The sequence below is a fragment of the Streptomyces sp. NPDC003943 genome (assembly GCF_053605265.1).
Genome location: NZ_JBSGIW010000003.1, coordinates 66,036 through 89,926, shown reverse-complemented (window position 1 = coordinate 89,926; position 23,891 = coordinate 66,036). Strand labels below are relative to the sequence as shown.

The window sequence follows — 23,891 nt, the reverse complement described above, 5'->3', positions numbered from 1 at the left end:
AAGCGTCGTGCGTCCCTGTCCAGCCTAACGGTCACCTGCCGAGCAGGTCGGTGATCACCCCCACCGGGTCGGCGTCGGGGGTGCCGCGCGGCCACCAGTCCTCGCGGTCGGCGTCCGACTCGTACCCGTACCAGAGTCCGTCGCGGCCGAGGCGGAGCTGGAGGGTGCGGGTGGACAGGCGGTTGCGCCAGGGCCGGAAGGCCGGGAGGTCCGCGGCGAGCAGGGCGGGTCTGGCCCGGTCGAAGGGGCCGGCGGGCGGGTCCCAGGGCTCTTCCAGCACGGCGAGTCCGGCGGGTCCGCCCTGGCGCCAGGCGGCGACGGCGCGGGCGAGGTCGGTGGGGGTGCGGTCGAGGGCGTAGGCGAGGTCGCGGTAGAGGGCGCGGGTGGATGCGGTGAGGCCGGAGCCGGGGTGCGCGGCGGCCAGCCGTACGGCGTCCTGCCAGGGGGTGAGGGCGGCGACGGGGTCGTGCCCGGTGATGAGGAAGGTGTGGGCGCGGGCGGCGGCCTCGGTGGCGAGGAGGTCGAGGGCGAGCGGGTCGGGCGCGTCGGGGTCGGCGGGGAACACGGCGGGGCGGCCCGGCTGCGCGGGTGCGGGCAGCGGGGGCGGCAGGGGCGGGAGGGGCGGGAGGGTGTGGCCGGTGGTGGGGGCGAGCACGGTGCGGGCCGGGAGGCTGGGCAGGGCGGGGCCGGCCGTGCCGGTCCCGGTGCGCTCGGCGGCGGCACGGGCGGCGTTGCGGCGGGTGAGGGCGGCGAGGAGTTCCTGTTCGCCGCGGCCGCGCATCAGGAAGAGGACGAACGGGTCCTCGTCGAGGAGGCGCGCGGACTGGTAGCAGAGTGCGGCGGCGTGTTTGCAGGGGTAGCCGTCGTCGGGACAGGAGCAGTCGGGGACGAGGTCGCCGGGCGCGGGCAGGAGTCCGGTGACCGCCTCCAGGGCGTGCGGGACGTCCTTGTCGAGGAGGGCGGCGATGTGCTCGGGCCGGGCGGCGGCCTCGTCGAGGAACCGCTCCCAGTCGTCGTCGCCGAGGGTCCGCAGCCGGATCTCGGTGCGGTACGGGCGGGGGCGCGTGCCGTGGACGTAGGCGACGACCCGGCCGGGGGTGACGGTGATGGCGTCGACGTGGCCGCGCTGGGCGTACGCCTTGCCGCGGGCGAGCCGGGCCGCGTCGAGGGCGGTGTCCTCCAGGGCGTCGACCCAGGCGTTGCCCCACCAGGTCGCGGCGAACCGTCCGTCGGGTGCGCTGTGCGGGGCGAGCTGGGGGAAGGTGCGGCGCCGGTCGTCGTGGCGGGGCAGGGCGCCGGTCCGGGGACCGGGGCGGCCGGGGAGGCGGGGCGTCATGCGGGCCTCCTCAGCAACACCAGGTCGGCCAGTTCGCGGTCGGTGAGTTCGGTGAGGGCGGCTTCGCCGGAGCCGAGGACGGCGTCGGCGAGGGCCCGCTTGGCGCGGAGCATCTCGGCGATGCTGTCCTCCACCGTGCCCTCGGCGATCAGGCGGTGGACCTGGACGGGCTGGGTCTGGCCGATGCGGTAGGCACGGTCCGTGGCCTGTTCCTCGACGGCCGGGTTCCACCAGCGGTCGTAATGGACGACATGGCCGGCCCGGGTGAGGTTGAGGCCGGTGCCCGCGGCCTTCAGGGAGAGCAGGAAGACGGGGACCTCGCCGTTCTGGAAGCGGTCGACCATCCGCTCGCGCTCGGCGACGGGTGTGCCGCCGTGCAGCAGCTGGGCGGGGATGCCCCGGCCGGCGAGGTGGTCGGCGAGGAGCCGTGCCATGGACACGTACTGCGTGAAGACGAGGACGGAGCCGTCCTCGGCCAGGATCGTGTCGAGCAGCTCGTCGAGGAGGGCGAGCTTGCCGGAGCGGCCGGCGAGTCGTGCGGTGCGGGGCCCGGTCGCGGCCGCCCGGCTGCCCTGCGGGGCCTGCGCGGCCGGTTCCTTGAGGTACTGGGCGGGGTGGTTGCAGATCTGCTTGAGCGAGGTGAGCAGCTTCATGATCAGTCCGCGTCGGGCCATGCCCTCGGCGCTCTCGATCTGTGCCATCGTCTCGCGCACCACCGCCTCGTAGAGGGACGCCTGTTCGCGGGTGAGCGGGACGGGGTGGTCGGACTCGGTCTTGGGCGGCAGCTCGGGGACGATGCCCGGGTCGGACTTGCGGCGGCGCAGGAGGAACGGCCGGACCAGGCGGGCGAGACGCTCGACCGCCTCCTCGTTGTCGAGCTCCTCGCTGTTCTCGACGGCGCGGGCGTGCCGGGCGCGGAACGCCTTCAGCGGGCCGAGGAGGCCCGGGGTCGTCCAGTCGAGGAGCGCCCACAGCTCGGAGAGGTTGTTCTCGACGGGCGTGCCGGTGAGTGCGACCCGGGCCGGGGCTGGGAGGGTGCGCAGTGCTTTGGCGGTCGCCGAGAAGGGGTTCTTGACGTGCTGGGCCTCGTCGGCGACGACCATGCCCCATTGCTGCTCGGCGAGCCGGGGCGCGCTCGTGCGCAGCGTGCCGTAGGTGGTGAGGACGAAGCCGCCGTCGAGTCCTTCCAGGGTGCGGCCGGTGCCGTGGAAGCGGCGGACGGGCACGCCGGGCGCGAAGCGCTGGATCTCCCGCTGCCAGTTGCCGAGGAGCGAGGCCGGGCAGACGACCAGGGTGGGGTGGCGGTGGGCGCGGCGCAGGTGGAGGGCGATGAGGGTGACGGTCTTGCCGAGGCCCATGTCGTCGGCGAGGCAGCCGCCGAGGCCGAGGGAGGTCATGAGGTCGAGCCAGGCGAGGCCGCGCAGCTGGTAGTCGCGCAGGGTGGCGTCGAGCCCGGGCGGCGGGGTGATGTCCTCGGGGCCGGCGAGGAGCCGGTCCCGCAGGGTGGCGAGGGCGCCGACGGGAACGGCGGGGACGGTCTCGCCGTCGATGTCGGCAGTGCCGGTGAGGGCGACGGCGAGCGCGTCGACCGGTTGCAGAAGTCCGAGTTCGCGCTTGCGGGCCTTGCGGACGAGGTCGGGGTCGACGACCACCCACTGGTCGCGGAGGCGCACCACGGGTCGGTGGGCCTCCGCGAGGGCGTCCATCTCGCGGGTGGTGAGCGGGTCGCCGTCGAGGGCGAGCTGCCAGTTGAAGCGGAGCAGCTCGGTGCTGTCGAAGAAGCCGGTGCCGTCGGTCGCGGAGCCGGGCGCGGTGCGGGCGGGGCGGACGACGGCGGAGGCGGTCAGCGAGCGGACGAGGTCGCGGGGCCAGTGGACGACGACCCCGGCGTCGGCGAGCCGGGCGGCGGCGGGGCCGAGCAGCTCGTACAGCTCGTCCTCGGAGAGCGCGAGGACGTCGGGCACCTCCCGTTCGAGCAGGCGGCCGAGCGGAGGCCAGACGCGGGCGGCGCGGCGCAGGGCGAGGACGGCGTCGATCCGGGCGCGGGGCCCGAAGTGCTCGTCGCCTTCGCCGGCCCAGAGGGTGGCGGCGTCGATGACGAGGGTGGGGTCGGCGAGGCTGTGCACCTGAAGGAGGGCGGCCGAGGCCTGCCGCCGCTCGACACCGCCGCCGTCCGCGGCCCCGGTCCCGGTCCCGGTTCCGTCGGCGTGGCCGGCCGGGTCGGAGATGTCGAAGAGCTCGTATGCGGACAGGTCGAGGCGCAGCGAGACGCGTACCCCGGCGTCCATGCCGGCGGCGGCCTCGGCGGCCCAGGCTCGCGCGCGGGGCAGGTGGCGGGGCTCGCGGGCGGCGAAGGGCGCACCGACGGCGTGCGGCGCGGCGGGGGTGCGGGGCAGGGTGTCGGCGACGGCGTCGAGGAAGGCGCGCACCAGCGCCTCGGGCTCGGGCAGGCGCAGCGGGCCGCGGCCGGGCACGGGCGTGGCGTGGGCCTCGTACGGCATGGCGGCGGCGATCGCCCTCAGATGGGCGATGTCGTCGGCGTCGAGCGGTCCGGCCCGCCAGGCGTCGTGGTCGTCGGCCGTGAGGCCGGGAAGGAGCCGGGCGCGGGCCACCAGATGGAGCGCGTGCAGGGCGGCGGCGCCCCAGCAGGTGGCCGCGGGGTGCGCCGCCGGGTGCCGGCGGGCGGCTACCAGGACGGGCAGGGCGTCGGCGACGGGCAGGATCACGGCGGGCACGGTCCGGCCGCGCACTCCGGTGCCGTGCCGGCGTACGACGGTCAGCTCGCCGCGCTCGGCGGAGCCGGGCATATCCCCCACGCCGCCCTCCGTCGGCCGGTCTTCGGAGCCGGTGGGCCGCACGGGCCCGGCACCGGGCAGCGGCCCGCCGTCGGGGGCCCAGAAGGCGACCCGGCCCGCGCGGGGCAGGTCGGCGGGCAGGAAGACGGCCGCGAGACCGCACAGGGCGCTCCAGGTATGGGTCATGGCGCTGCTCACCTCCCGATCCGCGACGGAATCCGACTGGATCTCCGACCTTACGGGTGGGGTCTGACAATGCCGCCCAGCGGCGCTTCCCCCGGGCGGCCCAGCAGTACGTGACAGGCCGCACGGGAGGGGGCAGGGTGGCGGGCAACAGGCTTCCGCCCATGCCCGCCCATATCCGCCCATGCCCGCCCATGCCCTCCCGACCCGACAGACGAGGATTCCGCCATGTCCGTTCACCGGCGTCTCACCATCGCCACCGGTGCCGTCCTGCTCTCGCTCGCCGTCACGGGCTGCTCCGGGCTCGGCCGCAGCGCGGTGGGCACGATCTCGTACGAGACCGGGCGCGGGCTCGGGGTGGTGGTGACCAGTCCTTCCGTGAACGGCTGCCACAGGCTGGCGCCGACGGGAGCGACGAAGGTGGAGAACTCGTCGCTGCTGGACATCAGGCTCTACCGGACCCGTGACTGCGACGCCCCCCACAACACCTACCTGCCCAGCAACAGCGGCGACGAGATCGTGCCGGGCACGCTTCCCTGGCGCAGCTACAGCGTCATCCACTGACCTCCGGCGTCCGCCGCGGGCGGGCGAGCGCCCAGGTGCCGTCGTCGGTCAGATAGCCGTCGACGGCGAGCCCGGCCTCGGCGAGGTGGCCTTCGAACGCCTCGCGGGTCAGTGGCCGGGACAGGAAGGTCTGGGTCCAGCGCGCGTCCGGGAAGACGTACTCGGCGTGGACCGAGTTCACGCCGTCGCCGACCGGTTCCGCCGACAGGATCCGGACGGTGTACCCGCCCGGGTCGCGGCGCTCGCGCGGCACGTCGAGGTGCCAGTCGGCGCCCTCGCGCTGGATCAGGACGCGGCCGTCGTCCTTCACATGACGCCGGCAGGTCTCCAGGAGCGCCTGCCGGGTCCGGGGGTCGGCGGTGTGCACGAGGAACGAGCCGAGCACGACCGCGTCGAACCTGCGCGGCAGGTCCAGCGTTTCGATGGGGCTGCGCACCGTCTCGACGCCCGGGGCGCGCTCGCCGACCACGGCCAGCATCTCCGCCGACTCGTCGACGGCGGTGACGGCGAAGCCGCGTTCGGCGAGGGGCACGGTCACCCGGCCGGCGCCGCTGCCCAGTTCGAGGAGCGCGGCGCCGGCCGGCACGGCGGCCGCGATGACGTCGGGTTCGGTGCCGACCGACAGCCGCCGGTACAGCTCGACGGCGCAGCCGTCGGGGGTGATCGGCCCGGGCCCGGTGCCCTCGTGACCGTCGCGCATCGGGTCGGCGCCGCCGCCGTCGTCTCCGACTTCGCTCATGCCTCACATCCTCTCGCCGGGGGCCCGATGGGCCTTTTCGGATGGTGCGCCGCGGGTAGAAGCTGGATGTGCCCGCGGGGGGATCCCTGACCCGGGAGATGCGATCTCATGCGTACCGGGAGCGAACCGGCGACCGCGCGCAGTGCGCTGCGGATGCGTTTCTGGCTGAGCCTGTGGGGCGTGCTGTGGGCGGCGTTCGGCGCGACCGTCTTCTCGCTGGTCGAGCGTCCGGGGTGGGCGGCGGCGTGCGCGGTGCTGTTCGTGGTGGCCGCCGTGGACCTGACCGTGGTGGTGCGCCACCTCCGGCAGGGGCCGCACTGGCAGCCGGGGCGTGACATCCCTCCGTACGAACCGGATCACGGCGGCCGGAGACGCCGACCGGGTACGGGCCCGGGCCCGCGGCCGTGAGCACCACCCCGCGAGCGCCGGGGCCTACTCCTCCGGCACGCCGGGGCCGGCCGGTCCGAAGCGGGCCGCTTCCAGGTACTCCGGCTTCGGGTCGAGTGCGGCGGCGAGCCGGAAGTGGCGGGTGGCCTGGTCTTCGCGGCCGGAGCGCTCGTACGTGCGGGCGAGCGCGAAGTGGGCGAACGCGTTGTCCGGCTCGCGCTCCAGGACCAGCTCGAACTCGAGCTGGGCGGGTCGCAGTTGCGCGGCGGCGAAGAAGGCGCGGGCGCGCAGCAGCCGGGCCGCGGTGTTCTCGGGGTGGGCGGCGATCACCGAGTCGAGCAGCTTGACCGCGCCTCTCGGATCCCGCGCGGCGAGCAGCTGCTCGGCGGCGCGGAAGTCGATGACGTGGGTCTCGGGGTTCCTCTCGGGCACGGCGGCTTCCTTCCCTCGCTCCGGCAGTTCAACAGCGGGCACGGCGACCGCATTCCGCGGAGCACCCCCCTGTGGGGTATTTCCGCGCGGGCGCCTCCCTACCCCGTTCGCGAGGGCTCGCGCAGCGCCGAGCCCGCCGGCCTCCGCTAGGCGTTGCCGGCGGCGCGCTGCCGGAGCTCCTCCCACACCTTGCGCACCTGGGGCTCCAACGCCTCCAGGGGGCCGTCGTTGTCGATGAGGAGGTCGGCAACGGCACGGCGCTGGGCGCGGGTGGCCTGGGCCGCCATCCGGGCCCGGGCCTCGTCCTCGGTCATGCCGCGGAGCCGGACCAAGCGGTCGAGCTGGGTCTCCGGGGCGGCGTCCACGACGACGACCAGGTCGTAGAGGGGCGCGAGGCCGTTCTCGGTGAGCAGGGGCACGTCGTGGACGACGACGTCGTCCGGGCCGGCCTGGCCCTCCAGCTCGGCGGAGCGGGCGCCGACGAGCGGATGGACGATGGCGTTGAGGGCGGCGAGGCGCTCGGGGTCGGCGAAGACGATCGAGCCGAGCCTCGGCCGGTCGAGGGCGCCCTCGGGGGTGAGGATCTCCGGACCGAACTCCTCGACCACGGCGGCGAGCCCGGGCGTACCGGGCTCCACCACCTCGCGGGCGATCCGGTCGGCGTCGATGAGGACCGCTCCGTACGAGACGAGCAGCCGGGAAACTTCACTCTTGCCGGCGCCGATTCCGCCGGTCAGGCCCACCTTCAGCATGAGCGGCAGCTTAGATCCCACGGCCGGGCGGCTAGGCGTCGCCCTCCCGCTCCGCGAGGAAGCGCTCGAACTCGCGGCCCAGCTCGTCCGCGGAGGGCAGGTCGACGGGCTCGGCGACCAGGTTTCCGCGGGTCTCGGCGCCGGCCATGGCGTCGTACTGGTGCTCGAGGCCCTGGACGAGCGTCGTCAGCTCCTCGTCGCCTTCGCCGATCTGGCGCTCGATCTCGGTCTGGGTGCGCCGGGCCTCGGTGCGCAGGGCGTGGGCGACGCCGGGCAGGACCAGTCCGGTGGCGGCGGTGACGGCCTCGAGAGCGGTCAGGGCGGCGTCCGGGTACGGGGAGCGGGCCACGTAGTGCGGGACGTGGGCGGCAACGCCGAGGGTGTCGAAACCGGCCTCGGTGAGACGGAACTCGATGAGTGACTCGGCGCTGCCGGGCACCTGGGCCTCGTCGAAGGGGCTGCGGTGGCCGGGCATGAGGTCCGTGCGGCTGCCATGCGGGGTGAGGCCGACCGGACGGGTGTGCGGGACGCCCATGGGGATGCCGTGGAAGTTGACGGCGAGGCGGACGCCGAGGCGCTCGACGATCTGGGCGACGGCGGCGGCGAACCGCTCCCACTCGACGTCGGGCTCGGGCCCGGAGAGCAGCAGGAAGGGGGCGCCGGTGGCGTCCTGGACGAGACGGACCTCGATCGAAGGGGTCTCGTACGCCGTCCAGCGGTCGCGGCGGAACGTCAGCAGGGGGCGGCGGGCCCGGTAGTCCACGAGGCGGTCGTGGTCGAAGCGGGCCACCAGCTGGTGGGGCAGGGTGTCGAGCAGCCCGTCAACGATCTGCTCGCCGGTCTCACCGGCGTCGATGTACCCGTCGAAGTGGTAGAGCATGACCAGTCCGGCCGACTCCTGCGCCAGGGCCATGTCCACGACGGCCAGGCCCTTCTGGTCCCATTCGTACAAATCCTGGGGATCAAGCACGATTTCCGCTCCTCCTCGCGTTCTTCAGCCACAACACCTCCTGACGCACCGCCATTCCCCGCGCCAGGGATTTCCGTCCGCACCCGTGGCGTCGCGGCCGTGGCGCCGTGGCCGGGAAAACGAACGAGGCCCGCCTCCCCGAAGGGAGACGGGCCTCGACGCTAGCTACTGGAGCTCAGCGGTGAGCCGTTTCAGCTCTGGCCGCCGGCCAGCTTCTCGCGCAGGGCGGCAAGCGCCTCGTCCGACGCCAGGGCGCCGGCGGTGTCGTCCGACTCCGAGGAGTACGAGCCACCGGTCGGCGCGGCGGCCGGAGCGGCGGCGCCACCCTCGGCAGCGGCGGCCTCGTCGGCCTCGCGGGACTTGATGACCTGCTGCTGGTGCTGCTCGAAGCGCTGCTGCGCCTCGGCGTACTGGCGCTCCCACTCCTCGCGCTGCTTCTCGTAGCCCTCGAGCCAGTCGTTGGTCTCGGGGTCGAAGCCCTCGGGGTAGATGTAGTTGCCCTGGTCGTCGTAGGACGCGGCCATGCCGTACAGGGTCGGGTCGAACTCGACCGACGCCGGGTCGGCACCGAAGGACTCGTTGGCCTGCTTCAGGGACAGCGAGATCCGGCGACGCTCGAGGTCGATGTCGATGACCTTGACGAAGATCTCGTCGTTGACCTGGACGACCTGCTCCGGGATCTCCACGTGGCGCTCGGCCAGCTCGGAGATGTGGACCAGACCCTCGATGCCCTCGTCCACGCGGACGAACGCACCGAACGGAACCAGCTTGGTGACCTTACCCGGAACGACCTGGCCGATCTGGTGGGTACGGGCGAACTGCTGCCACGGGTCCTCCTGGGTCGCCTTCAGCGACAGGGAGACACGCTCGCGGTCCATGTCGACGTCGAGAACCTCGACGGTGACCTCCTGGCCGACCTCGACAACCTCGGACGGGTGGTCGATGTGCTTCCAGGACAGCTCGGAGACGTGAACCAGACCGTCGACGCCACCCAGGTCCACGAAGGCACCGAAGTTGACGATCGAGGACACGACGCCGGAGCGGACCTGACCCTTCTGGAGGGTCGTGAGGAAGGTCTGGCGGACCTCGGACTGGGTCTGCTCGAGCCAGGCGCGGCGGGACAGGACCACGTTGTTGCGGTTCTTGTCCAGCTCGATGATCTTCGCCTCGAGCTCCTTGCCCACGTAGGGCTGGAGGTCGCGGACGCGACGCATCTCGACCAGGGAGGCCGGGAGGAAGCCGCGGAGGCCGATGTCGAGGATGAGACCACCCTTGACGACCTCGATGACGGTACCGGTGACGATGCCGTCCTCTTCCTTGATCTTCTCGATGGTGCCCCAGGCACGCTCGTACTGGGCGCGCTTCTTCGAGAGGATCAGGCGGCCTTCCTTGTCCTCCTTCTGGAGAACCAGGGCCTCGATCTCGTCGCCGACCTTGACGACCTCGTTCGGGTCGACGTCGTGCTTGATCGAGAGCTCGCGGCTCGGGATGACACCTTCGGTCTTGTAACCGATGTCGAGCAGGACCTCGTCCCGGTCGACCTTCACGATGACGCCGTCGACGATGTCGCCGTCGTTGAAGTACTTGATCGTCTCGTCGATCGCGGCGAGGAAGGCTTCCTCGTTACCGATGTCGTTGACCGCAACCTGCGGGGTGGTGGCGGTGGTCTCGGTGCTGCTCGTCATGTGGGAAAGGGCTCCGGTACGGACATTGAAGTCGTAGGTACTGCTACGCCGAGAGCCCGTATCGCAGCTGAAGAAGCCGGACAGCCAAGGAAGCGCCTGGCCCGGAGAACGGGGGACGCCTCGAAAACCGAGGGGACATACAACAGATGCGAGCGCGGCCTGCTCCGTCTGAGGCGCGCAGGCCCGCAGCGCAACCTTTAGCATACGGGGGCGGCCGGACAGGGTCAATGCGCGAAGCGCACACCAGGGGCGGATCGCCGCATACCCGGCACAACTCGTGTCAGCCCAGGCCATCCTGGCCACGGGAAGCCGTGTCGCGTTCATGGCGCGCGGCTCTGAGCGCAAACTACATCGACGGGCGAGATGAACCAAGAGTACGGACACGAAGAGGCTCCCGAGGAAGAGGCGGAGGCCACCCGGCGTGACGCCGGGGACGCGGAGAGCAGCCGCGCGAGCCGGGGCTGGTGGGACCGGAACGCCGACGAGTACCAGACCGAGCACGGAGCCTTCCTGGGCGACGACCGGTTCGTCTGGGGTCCGGAGGGGCTCGACGAGGCGGATGCCGGGCTGCTCGGGCCGGCCGCGGCGCTGAAGGGCCTGGACATCCTGGAGATCGGCGCGGGCGCGGCGCAGTGCGCGCGCTGGCTGGCGGCGCAGGGCGCCCGGCCGGTGGCGCTCGACCTCTCGCACCGGCAACTGCAGCACGCGCTGCGGATCGGCGAGGACGTGCCGCTGGTGGAGGCCGACGCGGGGGCGCTGCCGTTCCGCGACGGCTCCTTCGACATGGCGTGCTCGGCGTACGGAGCGGTGCCGTTCGTGGCCGATCCCGTACGGGTCTTCCGCGAGGTGCACCGCGTGCTGCGGCCGGGCGGCCGCTGGGTGTTCTCGGTGACCCACCCCATCCGCTGGGCGTTCCCGGACGAGCCCGGGCCCGAGGGGCTGTCGGTCGCGGCCTCGTATTTCGACCGGACGCCGTACGTGGAGCAGGACGAGCGCGGCCGCGCCGTCTACGTCGAGCACCACCGGACGATCGGCGACCGGGTCCGGGACGTGGTGGCCGGCGGCTTCCGGCTGGTCGACCTGGTCGAGCCGGAGTGGCCGGCCTGGAACAGCCAGGAGTGGGGCGGCTGGTCCCCTCTGCGGGGAAATCTGATCCCGGGCACGGCGATCTTCGTCTGCGAGCGCGTCGACGGGTAAGAGGGGTTGGGTGGCGGCGGGCGGCTGGGGGCGGGCGGCGCGCAGGGCTGGGGCCGGCCGGTCGCGACTGGTCCGCCCGCTGGTCCGGCCCCCGGTCCGGCTGCGCCCGGCCGGCCCGGGCGGTCCGCTGAGCTCGGCTTGGCTGGCGCGGGGCGGCCGCCTCGGCTGGCTCGGCCCGGCGCGGCCGGGGGGCCGGTGCGGCCCGCCGGTCCGGCTCCGCCCGGCTGGGCCGGGTCGGCGCGGCTCGCTCAGCTGAGGCAGCCAGTGCGGCGCGACGCGGCCTCGCTAGGGCTGCTCGGCCTTGCTGGCCTGGCCGGCCCGGCGCGGCCGGCTTGCTGGCTGGCGCGGTCGGCCCAGCGCGGCTGGTCCCGCTCCGCCCGGCTGGCCAGGGTGGGCTCACCTCGGTCGATTAGTACTACTGATCGGCGGGCCTGTGGACAACGCGGCGCGGCGGGTCGGCCCGGCGTACGAGACTTGCCGTGTGATCCGAAACGACGCACTCGACCGTCTTCCCGTCCGCCATGCCGTCCCCGAGCTGCTGACCGCGCTCGAGGAGCGCGGCACGGCGGTGTTGCACGCGCCGCCCGGGACCGGCAAGACCACGCTGGTCCCGCTGGCTCTCGCGGGTCTTATAGGGGACGGGCCGGCGCGCCGGGTGCTGGTCGCGGAGCCGCGCCGGATGGCGGTACGGGCCGCGGCCCGGCGGATGGCGTGGCTGCTGGGCGAGGAGGTCGGCGGGGCCGTCGGATTCTCCGTGCGCGGGGAGCGGCGGGCCGGGCCCGCGACCCGGGTCGAGGTGGTGACCACAGGTGTGCTGCTCCAGCGGCTCCAGCGCGATCCGGAGCTGGCCGGGGTGGACGTGGTGCTGCTCGACGAGTGCCATGAGCGGCATCTGGACGCGGACACGGCGCTGGCGTTCCTGGTGGACGTGCGGGCGACCCTGCGACCCGAGCTGAAGCTGATCGCCGCGTCGGCGACGAGCGACGCGGAGGCGTGGGCGGATCTGCTGACGGTCCTGGACGGCAGCGGCCCGGCGCCCGTCGTGCGGGCCGAGGGGACGATCCACGGCTCGGCCATCCACTTCGCGCCGCCGCCGGCCGGGGTGCGGCCCGCGCACGGCACCTGGGTGGATCCCGCGCTGCTCCGGCACGTCGCCGCGACGGTCCGGGAGGCCCTGGAGCGGCACGAGGGCGACGTGCTCTGCTTCCTGCCCGGGACGGGCGAGATCGCCCGGACCGCGGGACTGCTCTCCGACGTGGACGCCGAGGTCCTCCAGCTGCACGGGCGGGCGCCGGCGGCGGTGCAGGACGCGGTACTGCGGGGCGCAGGGCCGGGCGGCCGGCGGCGGGTGGTCCTGACGACCTCGGTGGCCGAGTCGAGCCTGACCGTGCCGGGAGTGCGGATCGTGGTCGACTCCGGGCTCGCCCGGGAGCCGCGGATGGACCATGCCCGGGGCCTGGGCTCGCTCGCCACAGTGCCGGTGTCGGTGGCGGTCGCCACGCAGCGCACGGGCCGGGCGGGGCGTGAGGGTTTCGGGACGGTCTACCGCTGCTGGTCCGCGGCGGAGGACGCGCGGCAGGTGCGGTTCCCCTCCCCCGAGATCAAGGTCGCCGATCTGACCGACTTCGCTCTGCGGGCGGCCTGCTGGGGCGATCCGACGGCTTCCGGGCTCGCCCTCCTGGACGCGCCACCTGCCGGAGCGATGGCGGCGGCCCGTGCGGTGCTCACGGCGGTGGGCGCGGTCGACGAGGCCGGCCGGGCGACGGACCGGGGGGTGCGGATGGCCCGGCTGGGCCTGCATCCGCGACTGGCCCGGGCACTGCTCGACGGCGCCGCCGAGGTGGGGGTCCGGCGGGCGGCGGAGGTGGTGGCACTGCTGAGTGAGGAGCCGCCCCGGGAGTACGGGGACGATCTGGCCGCCGCCTGGCGGGAGGCGCGCCGGGGCGGCGACGGGTACGGAGCGCGCTGGCGCGCGGAGGTGCGCCGCCTGGAGCGCGCGGCCGACGCCGAGCAAGGCGGCGCCGCGGCCGGAGCCGGCGGGACCGGCACGGGGGCCGACTGGGTTGGGACCGGCGGGGCTGGGGCACCAGGTGACGGAACCGGTGCCGGGGCTGGCGCGAAAGCCCGAGCTGACGGGACCGGTGCCGGGAATGCCGGGGCTGGGGCAGGCGGGGCCGGGGCCGACCGTGTCGCGGCCGGGGCCGGCGGGGGCGGTCGGGCTTCTGGGGGCTTGGCCGAGGACGCGGTGGCGGGGCTGGTGACCGCGCTCGCCTTTCCCGAGCGGGTGGCTCGGGCTCGGGAGCAGGGCGGCTATCTGATGGCGTCGGGGACGGGGGCGCGGCTCTCGGAGAGCTCGCGGCTCGGATCCCCGGCGTGGCTCGCGGTCGCGGTGGCGGACCGGACGGCGCAGAGTGCCACCGCCCGGGTGCGGCTCGCGGCCGTGGTGGACGAGGAGGTGGCGCGGCGAGCGGCGGGGCATCTGCTGCGGGCGGGCGAGGAGGTCCACTGGGAGGACGGGGACGTGGTGGCCCGGTCGGTGGAGTGCCTGGGGGCGGTGGAGCTGACGGTCCGTCCGCTGCGGGAGGAGGCCGATGCCGGCCTGGTGCGGGAGGCGCTGCTCGACGGGCTGCGCCGGGAGGGCACGGCGCTGCTGCGGTGGGGCCGGGAGGCGGCGGAGCTGCGGCAGCGACTGGCCTTTCTGCACCGGGAGCTGGGCGAGCCGTGGCCGGACGTGGCGGAGGAGGCGCTGCTGGACCGGGCCGGGGAGTGGCTGGAGCCGGAGCTGTCCCGGGCGCGGCGGCGGGCGGATCTGGGCCGGATCGACGCCGGGGAGGGCCTGCGGCGGCTGCTGCCGTGGGCGTCGGGCGAGGCGGGGCGGCTCGACGAGCTGGCGCCGGAGCGGATCGAGGTGCCGAGCGGTTCGCGGATACGGGTGGACTACGGCGGGGAGCGGCCGGTGCTCGCGGTGAAGCTGCAGGAGATGTTCGGGCTCGCCGAGACGCCGCGGGTGGCGGGGGTGCCGGTCCTGGTGCATCTGCTCTCCCCCGCCGGGCGGCCGGCGGCGGTGACCTCGGATCTGGCCTCGTTCTGGCGGGACGGCTATCGCTCGGTGCGGGCGGAGCTGCGGGGCCGCTATCCGAAGCACCCGTGGCCGGAGGACCCCTCGGCGGCCGAGGCCACCCGGCACACCAGTGCCCGGCTCAGACGGGAGCGGTGACCGGGGCCGGCTCGGGGCTGGTGTCCGGGGCCCGTCCGACACGGGAGCGGGCTTCGAGCCAGAGGGAGAGGGCGAGCAGGAGGAGGGCGAGGACGGTGAAGGTCCAGGGCAGATAGGAGACGAGCAGGAGGACCATGAGGCGGTTGGACTTGACCAGGTCGACGACGCTGGTGATGTAGTCCTCGCGCATCTTCACGTGGCCCGCGAAGACGGTGATCGTGTCCTGGCCCATCAGGGCGCGGGCGTTCCGGAGCTCCTCCTTGTGGATCTCCTCGCCGTTGACGGGGGCGCCGGTGACGGGGTCGACCCAGAACATGCGCTTGGTGCTGTACCAGCGGGTGAGGCCGGTCCTGGCGAGGACGTCGGGGGTGATGCCCTTGACCGGCATCGTCTTGGGCATGGGGACCCTGGTCCAGGGGATGGTCTGCTCGAAGTAGTAGACGTCCAGGCCGCGGAAGGTGCGGGTGCCCTTGTAGTGGATGGGGGCCGAGGTGCGGGTCTGGGCGTCGAAGTACTGGTAGTCCCGCTTCTCGGTGAGGAAGGGCCACTTGAACTCGATGCCCTCGCGCCGGACCGGGTCGCCGTCGACCATCTCGCCGGTGGCGTGGACGGGGTCCTGGGTGTGGGCGTCGAAGATGTAGCGCTCGGGGATCTTGGAGACCATCTTGCCGTCGGGGCCGGTCACATAGGAGAGCGAGTCCCAGACGACGACGTCGCGGCCGGCGTCGCGCTCGACCTTCCTGGACTCCTCGACGTTGCCCTTGAGGGTCTGGATGATCGTGATCTTGTCGACCTTCTCGGACTTGAGGGTCGAGTAGTTGAGCAGGGTGGCGGGCTTCGCCTCCAGGACGGTCACCTGGTACTGGTTCGGCGGGATCTTCGCCAGGCGCGGGAAGGCGTACCAGCGCAGGGTGGGGGCCATGGCCGCGAAGAAGACGGCGAGGGCGAGGAGGACGAGGCTGGCTCGGCGGCGCACGGGTCCCCCTACTTCTGGGGGCCGGGGTCGGCGGTCAGCAGGGGCTGGGGCGAGGTGGGCCCGTCGGGCGGCAGATCGACGAAGGAGACGAGCAGGATGAACAGGAGAACGGGGACGAGTCCGATGGCGGCGGCAACTAGGGCGCGCAAGGTCGGCCTCCCGGTGCTCGATCTGATACATCGTCAGGGCGGGGGCACCGTAGCAACGCGGCCGTGAGATGAGAACAGGTCGCACCCAGAAGGCACTTCGGGCCCAGGACGCGCACAGGGCGCCGCCCCCGTGTCCGGCGGGGACACGGGGGCGGCGAGCAGCGGCGTACGCCGGACTACAGGCGTCGAAGGCTCCGGACGTCAGGCGCTGGGCGTGGTCTCCGGCGTACCCGTGGACGACGGCTCCGACGGAGACGGGGTGGTCGACCCGGAGGGGGTCGGCGCGGGGCTCGGCGTCGTGGGCGTGGGGGTCGGCGTCGGGTCGGGGGCCGGGGCGGTGACCTTGAGCTGGACGGTCAGCGTGCCGCCGCCGGGCGCGGTCAGCTTCAGCGTGAAGGTGCCGGCCTGGTCGCCCGCGAAGATCTCCGGGAGCTTCAGGACACCGTCGGCGCCCGTCTTCAGACCGGTGAGGGTGCGGACGGCGGTGCCGTCGGCGGCCTTGAAGAAGGGGCCGTCGGTGGCGGGCTTCGGGTCGTCCGCCGAGGTGACGAAGGTGGCGGTGACGGCGACACCGGAGGCGATCGCGCCGCCGTCGGTGGCCTTGACCTGCACCTCGTCGGCGAACGAGCCGCCGGTGGTGGCCGTCAGGTCCTTCTCGTCGAGGCGGGCGAGCGTGTCGGCGCGGCGCTCGGTGACGGTCGCCTTGAACGACAGGGCGTTCAGGCTGCGACCGACGACGGTGGCGCTGACGGTGAAGTCACCGGTCCGCTCACCGGCCTTGAGGTTCGGGGCGACGGCCTTGCCGCTGCTGCCGGTGACGGCGGTGATCTCGCGGACGCCGCCGAGGGCGAAGCGGGTGTCGGTGCCGTCGCCGATCCGGAACCGGACCTTGACGCCGGCGACCGGCTTGCCCGCGGTGTCGAGCGCCAGGACGGCCGGGCGGGTGGTGAAGGTGGTGCCCGCGGTGGCGTCGAGGGCGCCGGAGGCGGCGTTCTTGAGCCGTACCACCGTGAGCGCCGGGTCGGTCTTCGGCGGCGTGGGCGGCTTCGTGGGGCCGGGCTTCGACGGCTTCGGCTTCGGGGTGGGCGGCGTGACCGGCGGCGTCGGGACGGTCCGGCCGGGCGTGTTGCCCCGGCCCAGGTCGTCGCTGCGGTGGACGGGGAGGACGCCGGTGCCGTCGGGCACCTGGTGCGAACCGCGCTTGTAGTACTCGAACCAGGAGAGCACCGTGTTCAGGTACTCGGTCGAGTGGTTGTAGCTGAGGACGGCCTGGTCCAGGTCGGCCTTGAGCGCGAGGTTGCGGTCGTTGGCACACAGGTAGAGGCCGGCGGCCTGGGCCGCGTCGTAGATGTTGCTCGGGTCCTTCTTCCCGTCGCCGTTGGCGTCCTGGCCCCAGGTGGCCCAGGTGGACGGGATGAACTGCATCGGGCCGATCGCCCGGTCGTGGACGCGGTCGCCGTCGTAGGCGCCGTGGTCGGTGTCCGAGATGTTGGCGAAGCCGACGCCGTTGAGGACGGGGCCGAGGATCGGCTCGGTGGTGGTGCCGTTGGCGTCCACCCTGCCGCCGCGCGCCTGGCCGGACTCGACCTTGCCGATGCCGGCGAGGAGTTGCCAGGGCAGGTTGCAGCCCGGGTCGGTGGAACGTATCGACTCCTCGGCGCGCTTGTAGGCGGCGAGGACGCTCGCGGGTATGCCGGCCTCGGCGGGGCCGGTGACGACCGGCACGTTGGCGGTGGGCGCGCCCGGCCTGTTGGGCGTGTTCAGCGGCGGCAGGTCGGTGAAGTACTGCGTGTCGCCGGAGGCCGAGCCGCCGTCCGGAGGCGTGGTCGCGTCGCCCGCGCCGATCGGCGTGTCACCGCTCGCGTTGTCGGCGGGCGGCGGCGGGGTTCCCGGTGCCTGCGACGCGGCGAGCGCGGCGACGGTCGCGGCGACGATCGCACCGCTGGTGGCTCCCCTGCGCAGCCGGCGGCCCAAGTGCGCTGCCATGTGTGTGGTCCCTCCCCGTGTCCCGCTTCCGCGCTCCCCGCGCGGGTCCGACCCGCCGACCCTATGCCAACTCCCGGCACGCCGATACCGCGCCCTGACCGTGTTTCACGGTTTCGTCACCACTTGGCCGTCCGTGCTTTCGCCCACGATCGGTGATCAATACTGGGGGCACACCGGACGAGGACAGGCTCCAGGGGGATTTCCGTGCCGTTCACGCTCAGCCATGCCGCCGCGGTACTGCCGGGCATCCGCCGCGGTGGCAGGGCGCGCGGACCCCTGGTGGCCTCGGCGCTCGTCGCCGGTTCCTTCTCGCCCGACATGACGTATTTCGCGGCGAGTGCGGTGCCCGACGCGATGTTCTTCGGGGACGTCACGCACTCCCCGCTCGGCGTCGTCACCGTCGACGTGCTCATCACCGCGCTGCTGGTGGCGCTGTGGCTGATGGTGCGTGAGCCGCTGGTCGCGCTTCTGCCGCGGGGGCTGCGGGGGCGGGTGTACGAGGCGGTCCGCGGCCGGCCGTGGCGGGAGCGGCCGCCGGCGGCGCTGGCCGGCTGGTTCGTCGTCTCGGCGGTGATCGGGGCGACCACGCACGTGGTGTGGGACGCGTTCACCCATTTCGACCGGTGGGGCACCCGGCTGGTCCCGGTGCTCGGCGAGGTGGTGGCGGGTTTCCCGCTCTATCTGTACACGCAGTACGGGAGTTCGGCGCTGGCCCTCGTCGCGCTGGCCTGGTTCACCGTACGGGCGCTGCGTGCCGTGCCCGCGGACACGCCGCTGCCGGCGGGGGTGCCGGTGCCGGAACGGCGTGGGCTGCTGGTGGCGTTGGCGGTGATCGGGGCGTGTGTGGTGGCCGGGGCGGTGCACCGGGTGGTGCGGTGGTACGCGTACTGGGGGCGGATCGAGACGCCGCTCGATATCATTCCGACGGTCTGTTTCGGGGCCGGGGCGGGGTTGTTCGTGGGTGTGGTGCTGTACGGGGCCGGGGTGCGGGTCCTGCGCGGGGCGGGCCGCCAGGACGGCCCGGCGGCCCGGCCTGTGCCGGAGCGCTCCCGGCCGGGGGCGCGCTGACCCCTGGGGCGCGACGGCGCCTTGAAGGCCCAGTGCCCTCGTGGTGGCGGCAGGCACAGAAGCGGAACGCGCCCGGCCAAGGGCGCCGTCCCGTGTGCCCACTCGTCCCTCCCTCTAAGCCCCTGGGGGGACCCCATGCGGGACGAATGCCCACAACGGGGGCGAGGGTGAGCGGGGGCGACCCCGCCCACCCCCCCTTCGTCAGTGCGCCGCCGAGTCCCAGTCCCGGCCCACGCCCACCGAGACGTCCAGCGGTGCGCGCAGCTGCACCGCGTTCGCCATCTGTTCGCGGACCAGGGTCTCCACCTGGTCGCGCTCGCCCGGGGCCAGTTCGAGGACGATTTCGTCGTGGACCTGGAGGAGCATGCGGGAGGCGAGGCCGGCTGTGGTGAGGGCGCGGTCGACATTGAGCATGGCGACCTTGACGATGTCGGCTGCGGTGCCCTGGATGGGGGCGTTGAGGGCCATGCGCTCGGCGGCCTCGCGGCGCTGGCGGTTGTCGCTGTTGAGGTCGGGGAGGTACCGGCGGCGGCCGAGCATGGTCTCGGTGTAGCCGGTGGCCCGGGCCTCGTCGACGACGCGGCGCAGGTAGTCGCGGACGCCGCCGAAGCGCTCGAAGTAGGTGTCCATCAGGCCGCGCGCCTCGGCGGGGTCGATGCCGAGCTGCTGGGAGAGGCCGAAGGCGGAGAGCCCGTACGCGAGGCCGTACGACATGGCCTTGATCTTGCGGCGCATCTCGGCGTCGACGGCGGTCCGCTCGACGCCGAAGACCTGGGAGGCGACGGTGGTGTGCAGGTCCTCGCCGGAGGTGAAGGCCTCGATGAGGCCCTCGTCCTCGGAGAGGTGGGCCATGACGCGCAGCTCGATCTGGCTGTAGTCCGCGGTCATGAGGGCCTCGAAGCCCTCGCCGACGACGAAGCCGTGGCGGATCGCGCGGCCCTCGTCCGTCCGCACCGGCACGTTCTGCAGGTTCGGGTCGGTGGAGGAGAGGCGGCCGGTCGCGGCGACGGTCTGGCTGAAGGTGGTGTGGATGCGGCCGTCGGCGGCGACGGTCTTGATCAGGCCCTCGACGGTGGAGCGGAGCCGGGCCTGCTCGCGGTGGCGGAGCATGATGACCGGGAGCTCGTGCTCGGTCTGGCCGGCGAGCCAGGCGAGCGCGTCGGCGTCCGTGGTGTAGCCGGTCTTGGTCTTCTTCGTCTTGGGCAGGTTGAGCTCGCCGAAGAAGACCTCCTGGAGCTGCTTGGGCGAGCCCAGGTTGAACTCGTGGCCGACGGAGGCGTGGGCCTCCTTGACGGCCTGCTGCACGGCACCGGCGAACTGCTGCTCCAGGGCCTCCAGGTGGTCCCGGTCGGCGGCGATGCCGTGCCGCTCCAGGCGCGCGAGGAGGATGGAGGTGGGCAGCTCCACGTCGTGGAGCAACTCCTTCGCGCCGACCTCGGCGAGCTTGTCCTCGAAGGCGGCGCCGAGGTCGAGGACGGCCCGGGCCTGGCTCATCAGGGCCTCGGCCTCGGCGGTGTCGTCGGCGCCGAAGGCGAGCTGGCCGTCGGCGGGCGCGGCGGGGGCGAGCTCGCGGCCCAGGTATTCGAGGGAGAGCGCGTCGAGGGCGAAGGAGCGGCGGCCGGGCTTGACCAGGTAGGCGGCGAGCGCGGTGTCCATGGTGACGCCGGCGACGCTCCAGCCGTGCTCGGGGAAGACCCGCATAGCGCCCTTGGCGTTGTGCATCACCTTGGGGCGCTCGGGGTCGGCGATCCAGGCGGCCCACGCCTGCTCGTCGGCCTCGTCGAGCTCGCTCGGGTCGAACCAGGCGGCTGCTCCCTCGCCGGACGCGAGGGCGATCTCGGTGACGCTGCCGGTGCCGAGCGCCCAGGCGTCGACGGTGGCGATGCCGAGCGGCTGTCCGGCGTGCTCGGCGAGCCAGCCGGCCAGCTCGCCGGAGCCGAGGACGGTGAAGTCGAGCGCGACGCCGGGGGCCGGGGCGGGGGCGGTCTCCTCGGCGGCGCCGGGGTCGACGGCGAGGAGGCGCTCGCGCAGCGAGGGGTTGCGGATCTCCAGGGTGTCGAGGAGGAGGGCGAGGGCCTTGCGGTCGTACGGCTCGCGGGCGAGGTCCGGGACGGCCTTGGGCAGCTCGACGTCGCGGACCATCTCGGTGAGGCGGCGGTTGAGCTTCACCGACTCCAGATGGTCACGGAGGTTCTGGCCTGCCTTGCCCTTGACTTCCTCGACGCGCTCCACCAGCTCGGCGAAGGAGCCGAACTGGTTGATCCACTTCGCGGCGGTCTTCTCGCCGACGCCGGGGATGCCGGGCAGGTTGTCCGACGGGTCGCCGCGGAGGGCCGCGAAGTCGGGGTACTGCGAGGGCGAGAGCCCGTACTTCTCCTGGACCTTCTCCGGGGTGAAGCGGGTCAGCTCGGAGACCCCCTTGGTGGGGTAGAGCACGGTGGTGTGGTCGGTGACCAGCTGGAAGGAGTCCCGGTCGCCGGTGACGATCAGGACCTCGAAGCCCTCGGCCTCGGCCTGCGTGGCGAGGGTGGCGATGACGTCGTCCGCCTCGAAGCCGTCGACGGCGAAGCGCGGCGCGTGCATGGCGTCGAGCAGCTCGCCGATGAGCTCGACCTGGCCCTTGAACTCGTCGGGGGTCTTGGAGCGGGTCGCCTTGTACTCGGGGAACTCCTCGGAGCGCCAGGTCTTGCGCGACACGTCGAACGCGACGGCGAAGTGCGTGGGCGCCTCGTCGCGGAGCGTGTTCGCCAGCATCGACGCGAATCCGTAGATCGCGTTCGTCGGCTGCCCGGTCGCGGTGGTGAAGTTCTCCGCGGGCAGCGCGAAGAACGCCCGGTACGCCAGGGAGTGCCCGTCCATGAGGAGCAGGCGCGGACGGTTCTCTTCGGTCATATCGGTCTTCTTCGCTGCTGTCTCGGCCACGGAACGATCCTGCCACGCGCCACTGACATTCCCGTCCACGTCCACCGACGTCGACGGACGCCGACAGACGCCGCCCAGCCGCCGACGAACGCCGACGGACCCGGGCGTGGCCGACCGTGCGTGGTCCGTTGTCGGTGGCGCGTGACAGGATCGGAGTCGTACGACACAGGTTCCGCTCAAGGGAGAGCGTGATGGTCAGCAAGCCGCCCGTCGGCGACCCGGTCCAGGACGCACCGCGGGTCGGGGCGCCGCAGCACGCCGCCGCCGGCCTGCCCGCCGTCGCGCACACACTGAGGATCGCCCAGGCGCAGATGGGCGTGCGCCGCACGGCGCAGACCCTGCTCAAGGTCAACCAGAAGGACGGTTTCGACTGTCCCGGCTGTGCCTGGCCCGAGGAGGACAAGCGGCATGTGGCCGAGTTCTGCGAGAACGGGGCGAAGGCCGTCGCCGAGGAGGCGACGCTGCGCCGGGTGACGCCGGAGTTCTTCGCCGCGCACCCGGTGGCGGACCTGGCGACCCGCAGTGGCTACTGGCTGGGGCAGCAGGGCCGGATCACCGAGCCGATGTATCTGCCGGAGGGCGCGACCGCGTACGAGCCGGTGTCGTGGGAGCGGGCGTTCGCGATCATCGCGGAGGAGCTGACCGCGCTCGGCTCCCCCGACGAGGCGCTGTTCTACACCTCGGGCCGGACCAGCAACGAGGCCGCGTTCCTGCTGCAGCTCTTCGCCCGCGAGTTCGGTACGAACAACCTGCCGGACTGCTCCAACATGTGCCACGAGTCCTCTGGCTCGGCGCTGAGCGAGACGATCGGCATCGGCAAGGGCAGCGTCTCCCTGGAGGACCTGCACCGGGCGGACCTGATCGTCGTCGCCGGACAGAATCCGGGGACGAACCATCCGCGGATGCTCTCGGCCCTGGAGAAGGCGAAGGCCGCGGGCGCGAGGATCATCTCGGTGAACCCGCTGCCGGAGGCGGGTCTGGAGCGGTTCAAGAACCCGCAGACGCCGCAGGGCATGCTGAGGGGCGCCGCGCTCACCGACCTCTTCCTGCAGATCCGCATCGGCGGCGACCAGGCGCTGTTCCGGCTGCTCAACAAGCTGGTCCTGGAGACCCCGGGCGCCGTGGACGAGGAGTTCGTCGCCGCGCACACGCATGGTTACGAGGAGTTCGCGGCGGCCGCGAAGGAGGCCGACTGGGACGAGACGCTCGCCGCGACCGGTCTCTCCCGGGCGGAGATCGAGCGGGCCCTGGAGATGGTGCTCGCCTCGGAGCGGACGATCGTCTGCTGGGCGATGGGCCTGACCCAGCACAAGCACTCGGTGCCGACCATCCGCGAGGTGGTCAACTTCCTGCTGCTGCGCGGCAACATCGGCCGGCCGGGCGCCGGGGTGTGCCCGGTGCGCGGTCACTCCAACGTGCAGGGCGACCGCACGATGGGGATCTTCGAGCGGCCGTCGGCTGCCTTCCTGGACGCCCTGGACAAGGAGTTCGGGATCGTCTCGCCGCGCCACCACGGCTTCGACGTGGTGCGCTCGATCGAGGCGCTGCGGGACGGCGAGGCGAAGGTGTTCTTCGCGATGGGCGGCAATTTCGTCGGCGCGACGCCGGACACGGAGGTCACCGAGGCGGCGATGCGCAACGCGCGCCTGACGGTGCACGTGTCGACGAAGCTGAACCGCTCGCACGCGGTCACGGGCACGCGCGCGCTGATCCTGCCGACGCTGGGCCGCACGGACAGGGACGTGCAGAAGTCGGGCAGGCAGGTCGTGACGGTCGAGGACTCGATGGGCCTGGTGCACGCCTCGCGCGGCAACCTGCCGCCGGCGGGCCCGCAGCTGCTGTCCGAGCCGGCGATCGTGGCGCGGATGGCGCGGGCGGTGCTCGGCACGGACTCGGCGACGCCATGGGAGGCGTTCGAGGCGGACTACGCGCTGATCCGCGACCGCATCGCACACGTGATCCCCGGCTTCGAGGACTTCAACGCGCGCCTGAAGGCGAACCCGGGCGGCTTCGCGCTGCCGCACGCCCCGCGCGACGAGCGCCGCTTCCCGACGGCCACCGGCAAGGCGAACTTCACGGCGGCCCCGGTCGAGTACCCGAAGGTCCCGGAGGGCCGGCTGCTGCTGCAGACGCTGCGCTCGCACGACCAGTACAACACCACGATCTACGGTCTGGACGACCGCTACCGGGGCATCACGGGCGGCCGCCGGGTGGTCATGATCCATCCCGAGGACGCGGCGGCGCTGGGCTTCGCGGACGGCTCGTACGCGGATCTGGTGAGCGAGTGGACCGACGGCAGCGAGCGCCGGGCGCCCGGCTTCCGGGTGGTGCACTACCCGACGGCCCGGGGCTGCGCGGCGGCGTACTACCCGGAGACGAACGTGCTGGTTCCGCTGGAGTCGACCGCCGACATCAGCAACACCCCCGCCAGCAAGTCCGTGATCGTGCGTCTGGAAGAATCCGCTACCGCCTAAGCGTTTGCTCAGGCAGCTCGGAAGAGCGACGGAACTCGGAAGAGTGCCGGAAGACCAGC

17 protein-coding genes are annotated in these 23,891 nt (G+C 73.3%); 6 read left to right on the top strand and 11 right to left on the bottom strand.

Annotation, left to right across the window (positions count from 1 at the left end):
- Positions 1 to 31: 31 nt before the first annotated feature.
- Together ACWEV0_RS02320 and ACWEV0_RS02315 are read right to left on the bottom strand one after the other, a co-directional pair.
- Positions 32 to 1,336 (bottom strand): SWIM zinc finger family protein, encoded by a 1,305-nt coding sequence (locus ACWEV0_RS02320; RefSeq protein WP_453145683.1) that lies wholly within the window; start codon positions 1,334 to 1,336, stop codon positions 32 to 34.
- Complete coding sequence (locus ACWEV0_RS02315; protein WP_453145681.1) at positions 1,333 to 4,317, bottom strand: DEAD/DEAH box helicase; 2,985 nt, start codon at positions 4,315 to 4,317, stop codon at positions 1,333 to 1,335. Before ACWEV0_RS02315 ends, ACWEV0_RS02320 begins: the two co-directional genes overlap by 4 nt.
- A gap of 225 nt (positions 4,318 to 4,542) precedes the next feature.
- Between ACWEV0_RS02315 and ACWEV0_RS02310 the strand changes: the two genes are divergently transcribed.
- Entirely contained in the window at positions 4,543 to 4,878 is a 336-nt protein-coding gene (locus ACWEV0_RS02310) for a hypothetical protein (protein ID WP_453145679.1), read from the top strand.
- On the opposite strand, the gene ACWEV0_RS02305 is transcribed toward ACWEV0_RS02310, so the two are convergent.
- A complete protein-coding gene (locus ACWEV0_RS02305) occupies positions 4,868 to 5,578 on the bottom strand; it encodes a class I SAM-dependent methyltransferase (RefSeq protein WP_453145771.1) in 711 nt (236 codons plus the stop codon). The genes ACWEV0_RS02310 and ACWEV0_RS02305 overlap by 11 nt on opposite strands.
- Before the next feature lie 147 nt (positions 5,579 to 5,725).
- On the opposite strand from ACWEV0_RS02305, the gene ACWEV0_RS02300 reads away from it, so the two are divergent.
- Positions 5,726 to 6,025 (top strand): DUF6343 family protein, encoded by a 300-nt coding sequence (locus ACWEV0_RS02300; protein ID WP_453145677.1) that lies wholly within the window; start codon positions 5,726 to 5,728, stop codon positions 6,023 to 6,025.
- Positions 6,026 to 6,049: 24 nt separating this feature from the next.
- Here ACWEV0_RS02300 and ACWEV0_RS02295 read toward each other — a convergent pair whose 3' ends face one another.
- The 4 genes from ACWEV0_RS02295 to rpsA all read right to left on the bottom strand — a co-directional run bounded on the left by ACWEV0_RS02295 (position 6,050) and on the right by rpsA (position 9,843).
- Complete coding sequence (locus tag ACWEV0_RS02295) at positions 6,050 to 6,436, bottom strand: tetratricopeptide repeat protein (RefSeq protein WP_453145676.1); 387 nt, start codon at positions 6,434 to 6,436, stop codon at positions 6,050 to 6,052.
- A 146-nt stretch (positions 6,437 to 6,582) separates the two neighbouring features.
- On the bottom strand, positions 6,583 to 7,188 hold the full coding sequence (gene coaE / locus ACWEV0_RS02290) for a dephospho-CoA kinase (RefSeq protein ID WP_453145674.1): 606 nt from the start codon (positions 7,186 to 7,188) through the stop codon (positions 6,583 to 6,585).
- Between the two features lie 31 nt (positions 7,189 to 7,219).
- Positions 7,220 to 8,158, bottom strand: coding sequence for a PAC2 family protein (locus ACWEV0_RS02285; RefSeq protein ID WP_453145672.1), 939 nt, complete (start codon positions 8,156 to 8,158; stop codon positions 7,220 to 7,222).
- A 191-nt stretch (positions 8,159 to 8,349) separates the two neighbouring features.
- A complete protein-coding gene (gene rpsA, locus ACWEV0_RS02280) occupies positions 8,350 to 9,843 on the bottom strand; it encodes a 30S ribosomal protein S1 (RefSeq protein ID WP_389216473.1) in 1,494 nt (497 codons plus the stop codon).
- A 363-nt stretch (positions 9,844 to 10,206) separates the two neighbouring features.
- Between rpsA and ACWEV0_RS02275 the strand changes: the two genes are divergently transcribed.
- Positions 10,207 to 11,040, top strand: a complete 834-nt coding sequence (locus ACWEV0_RS02275) for a class I SAM-dependent methyltransferase (RefSeq protein ID WP_453145670.1) — start codon at positions 10,207 to 10,209, stop codon at positions 11,038 to 11,040.
- Positions 11,041 to 11,521: 481 nt separating this feature from the next.
- Positions 11,522 to 14,257, top strand: a complete 2,736-nt coding sequence (locus ACWEV0_RS02270) for an ATP-dependent RNA helicase (RefSeq protein ID WP_453145669.1) — start codon at positions 11,522 to 11,524, stop codon at positions 14,255 to 14,257.
- On the opposite strand, the gene ACWEV0_RS02265 is transcribed toward ACWEV0_RS02270, so the two are convergent.
- From ACWEV0_RS02265 to ACWEV0_RS02255, 3 genes are all read right to left on the bottom strand, one after another.
- Positions 14,241 to 15,233 (bottom strand): DUF3068 domain-containing protein, encoded by a 993-nt coding sequence (locus ACWEV0_RS02265; RefSeq protein WP_453145667.1) that lies wholly within the window; start codon positions 15,231 to 15,233, stop codon positions 14,241 to 14,243. The genes ACWEV0_RS02270 and ACWEV0_RS02265 overlap by 17 nt on opposite strands.
- An 8-nt stretch (positions 15,234 to 15,241) precedes the next feature.
- A complete protein-coding gene (locus ACWEV0_RS02260) occupies positions 15,242 to 15,382 on the bottom strand; it encodes an SPW_0924 family protein (RefSeq protein WP_453145665.1) in 141 nt (46 codons plus the stop codon).
- A 201-nt stretch (positions 15,383 to 15,583) separates the two neighbouring features.
- Positions 15,584 to 17,368 carry a lytic murein transglycosylase gene (locus ACWEV0_RS02255; protein ID WP_453145663.1) on the bottom strand — a complete coding sequence of 595 codons (1,785 nt, stop codon included), beginning with the start codon at positions 17,366 to 17,368 and terminating at the stop codon, positions 15,584 to 15,586.
- A 204-nt stretch (positions 17,369 to 17,572) separates the two neighbouring features.
- Here ACWEV0_RS02255 and ACWEV0_RS02250 point away from each other — a divergent pair, with 204 nt between their 5' ends.
- Positions 17,573 to 18,436: a DUF4184 family protein gene (locus ACWEV0_RS02250; RefSeq protein WP_453145661.1), complete on the top strand. Its 864-nt coding sequence runs from the start codon at positions 17,573 to 17,575 to the stop codon at positions 18,434 to 18,436.
- Positions 18,437 to 18,637: 201 nt separating this feature from the next.
- On the opposite strand, the gene polA is transcribed toward ACWEV0_RS02250, so the two are convergent.
- Positions 18,638 to 21,358, bottom strand: coding sequence for a DNA polymerase I (polA, locus tag ACWEV0_RS02245; protein WP_453145660.1), 2,721 nt, complete (start codon positions 21,356 to 21,358; stop codon positions 18,638 to 18,640).
- Between the two features lie 191 nt (positions 21,359 to 21,549).
- Here polA and ACWEV0_RS02240 point away from each other — a divergent pair, with 191 nt between their 5' ends.
- On the top strand, positions 21,550 to 23,832 hold the full coding sequence (locus ACWEV0_RS02240; protein WP_453145659.1) for an FdhF/YdeP family oxidoreductase: 2,283 nt from the start codon (positions 21,550 to 21,552) through the stop codon (positions 23,830 to 23,832).
- The last annotated feature ends 59 nt before the right edge of the window (positions 23,833 to 23,891 follow it).

Coding starts and splice junctions, on each gene's coding strand:
- ACWEV0_RS02320 (WP_453145683.1), bottom strand. CDS start 1,336: ATGACGCCCCGCCTCCCCGGCCGCCCCGGTCCCCGGACCGGCGCCCTG.
- ACWEV0_RS02315 (WP_453145681.1), bottom strand. CDS start 4,317: ATGACCCATACCTGGAGCGCCCTGTGCGGTCTCGCGGCCGTCTTCCTG.
- ACWEV0_RS02310 (WP_453145679.1), top strand. CDS start 4,543: ATGTCCGTTCACCGGCGTCTCACCATCGCCACCGGTGCCGTCCTGCTC.
- ACWEV0_RS02305 (WP_453145771.1), bottom strand. CDS start 5,578: ATGCGCGACGGTCACGAGGGCACCGGGCCCGGGCCGATCACCCCCGAC.
- ACWEV0_RS02300 (WP_453145677.1), top strand. CDS start 5,726: ATGCGTACCGGGAGCGAACCGGCGACCGCGCGCAGTGCGCTGCGGATG.
- coaE (WP_453145674.1), bottom strand. CDS start 7,188: ATGCTGAAGGTGGGCCTGACCGGCGGAATCGGCGCCGGCAAGAGTGAA.
- rpsA (WP_389216473.1), bottom strand. CDS start 9,843: ATGACGAGCAGCACCGAGACCACCGCCACCACCCCGCAGGTTGCGGTC.
- ACWEV0_RS02275 (WP_453145670.1), top strand. CDS start 10,207: ATGAACCAAGAGTACGGACACGAAGAGGCTCCCGAGGAAGAGGCGGAG.
- ACWEV0_RS02255 (WP_453145663.1), bottom strand. CDS start 17,368: ATGGCAGCGCACTTGGGCCGCCGGCTGCGCAGGGGAGCCACCAGCGGT.
- ACWEV0_RS02240 (WP_453145659.1), top strand. CDS start 21,550: ATGGTCAGCAAGCCGCCCGTCGGCGACCCGGTCCAGGACGCACCGCGG.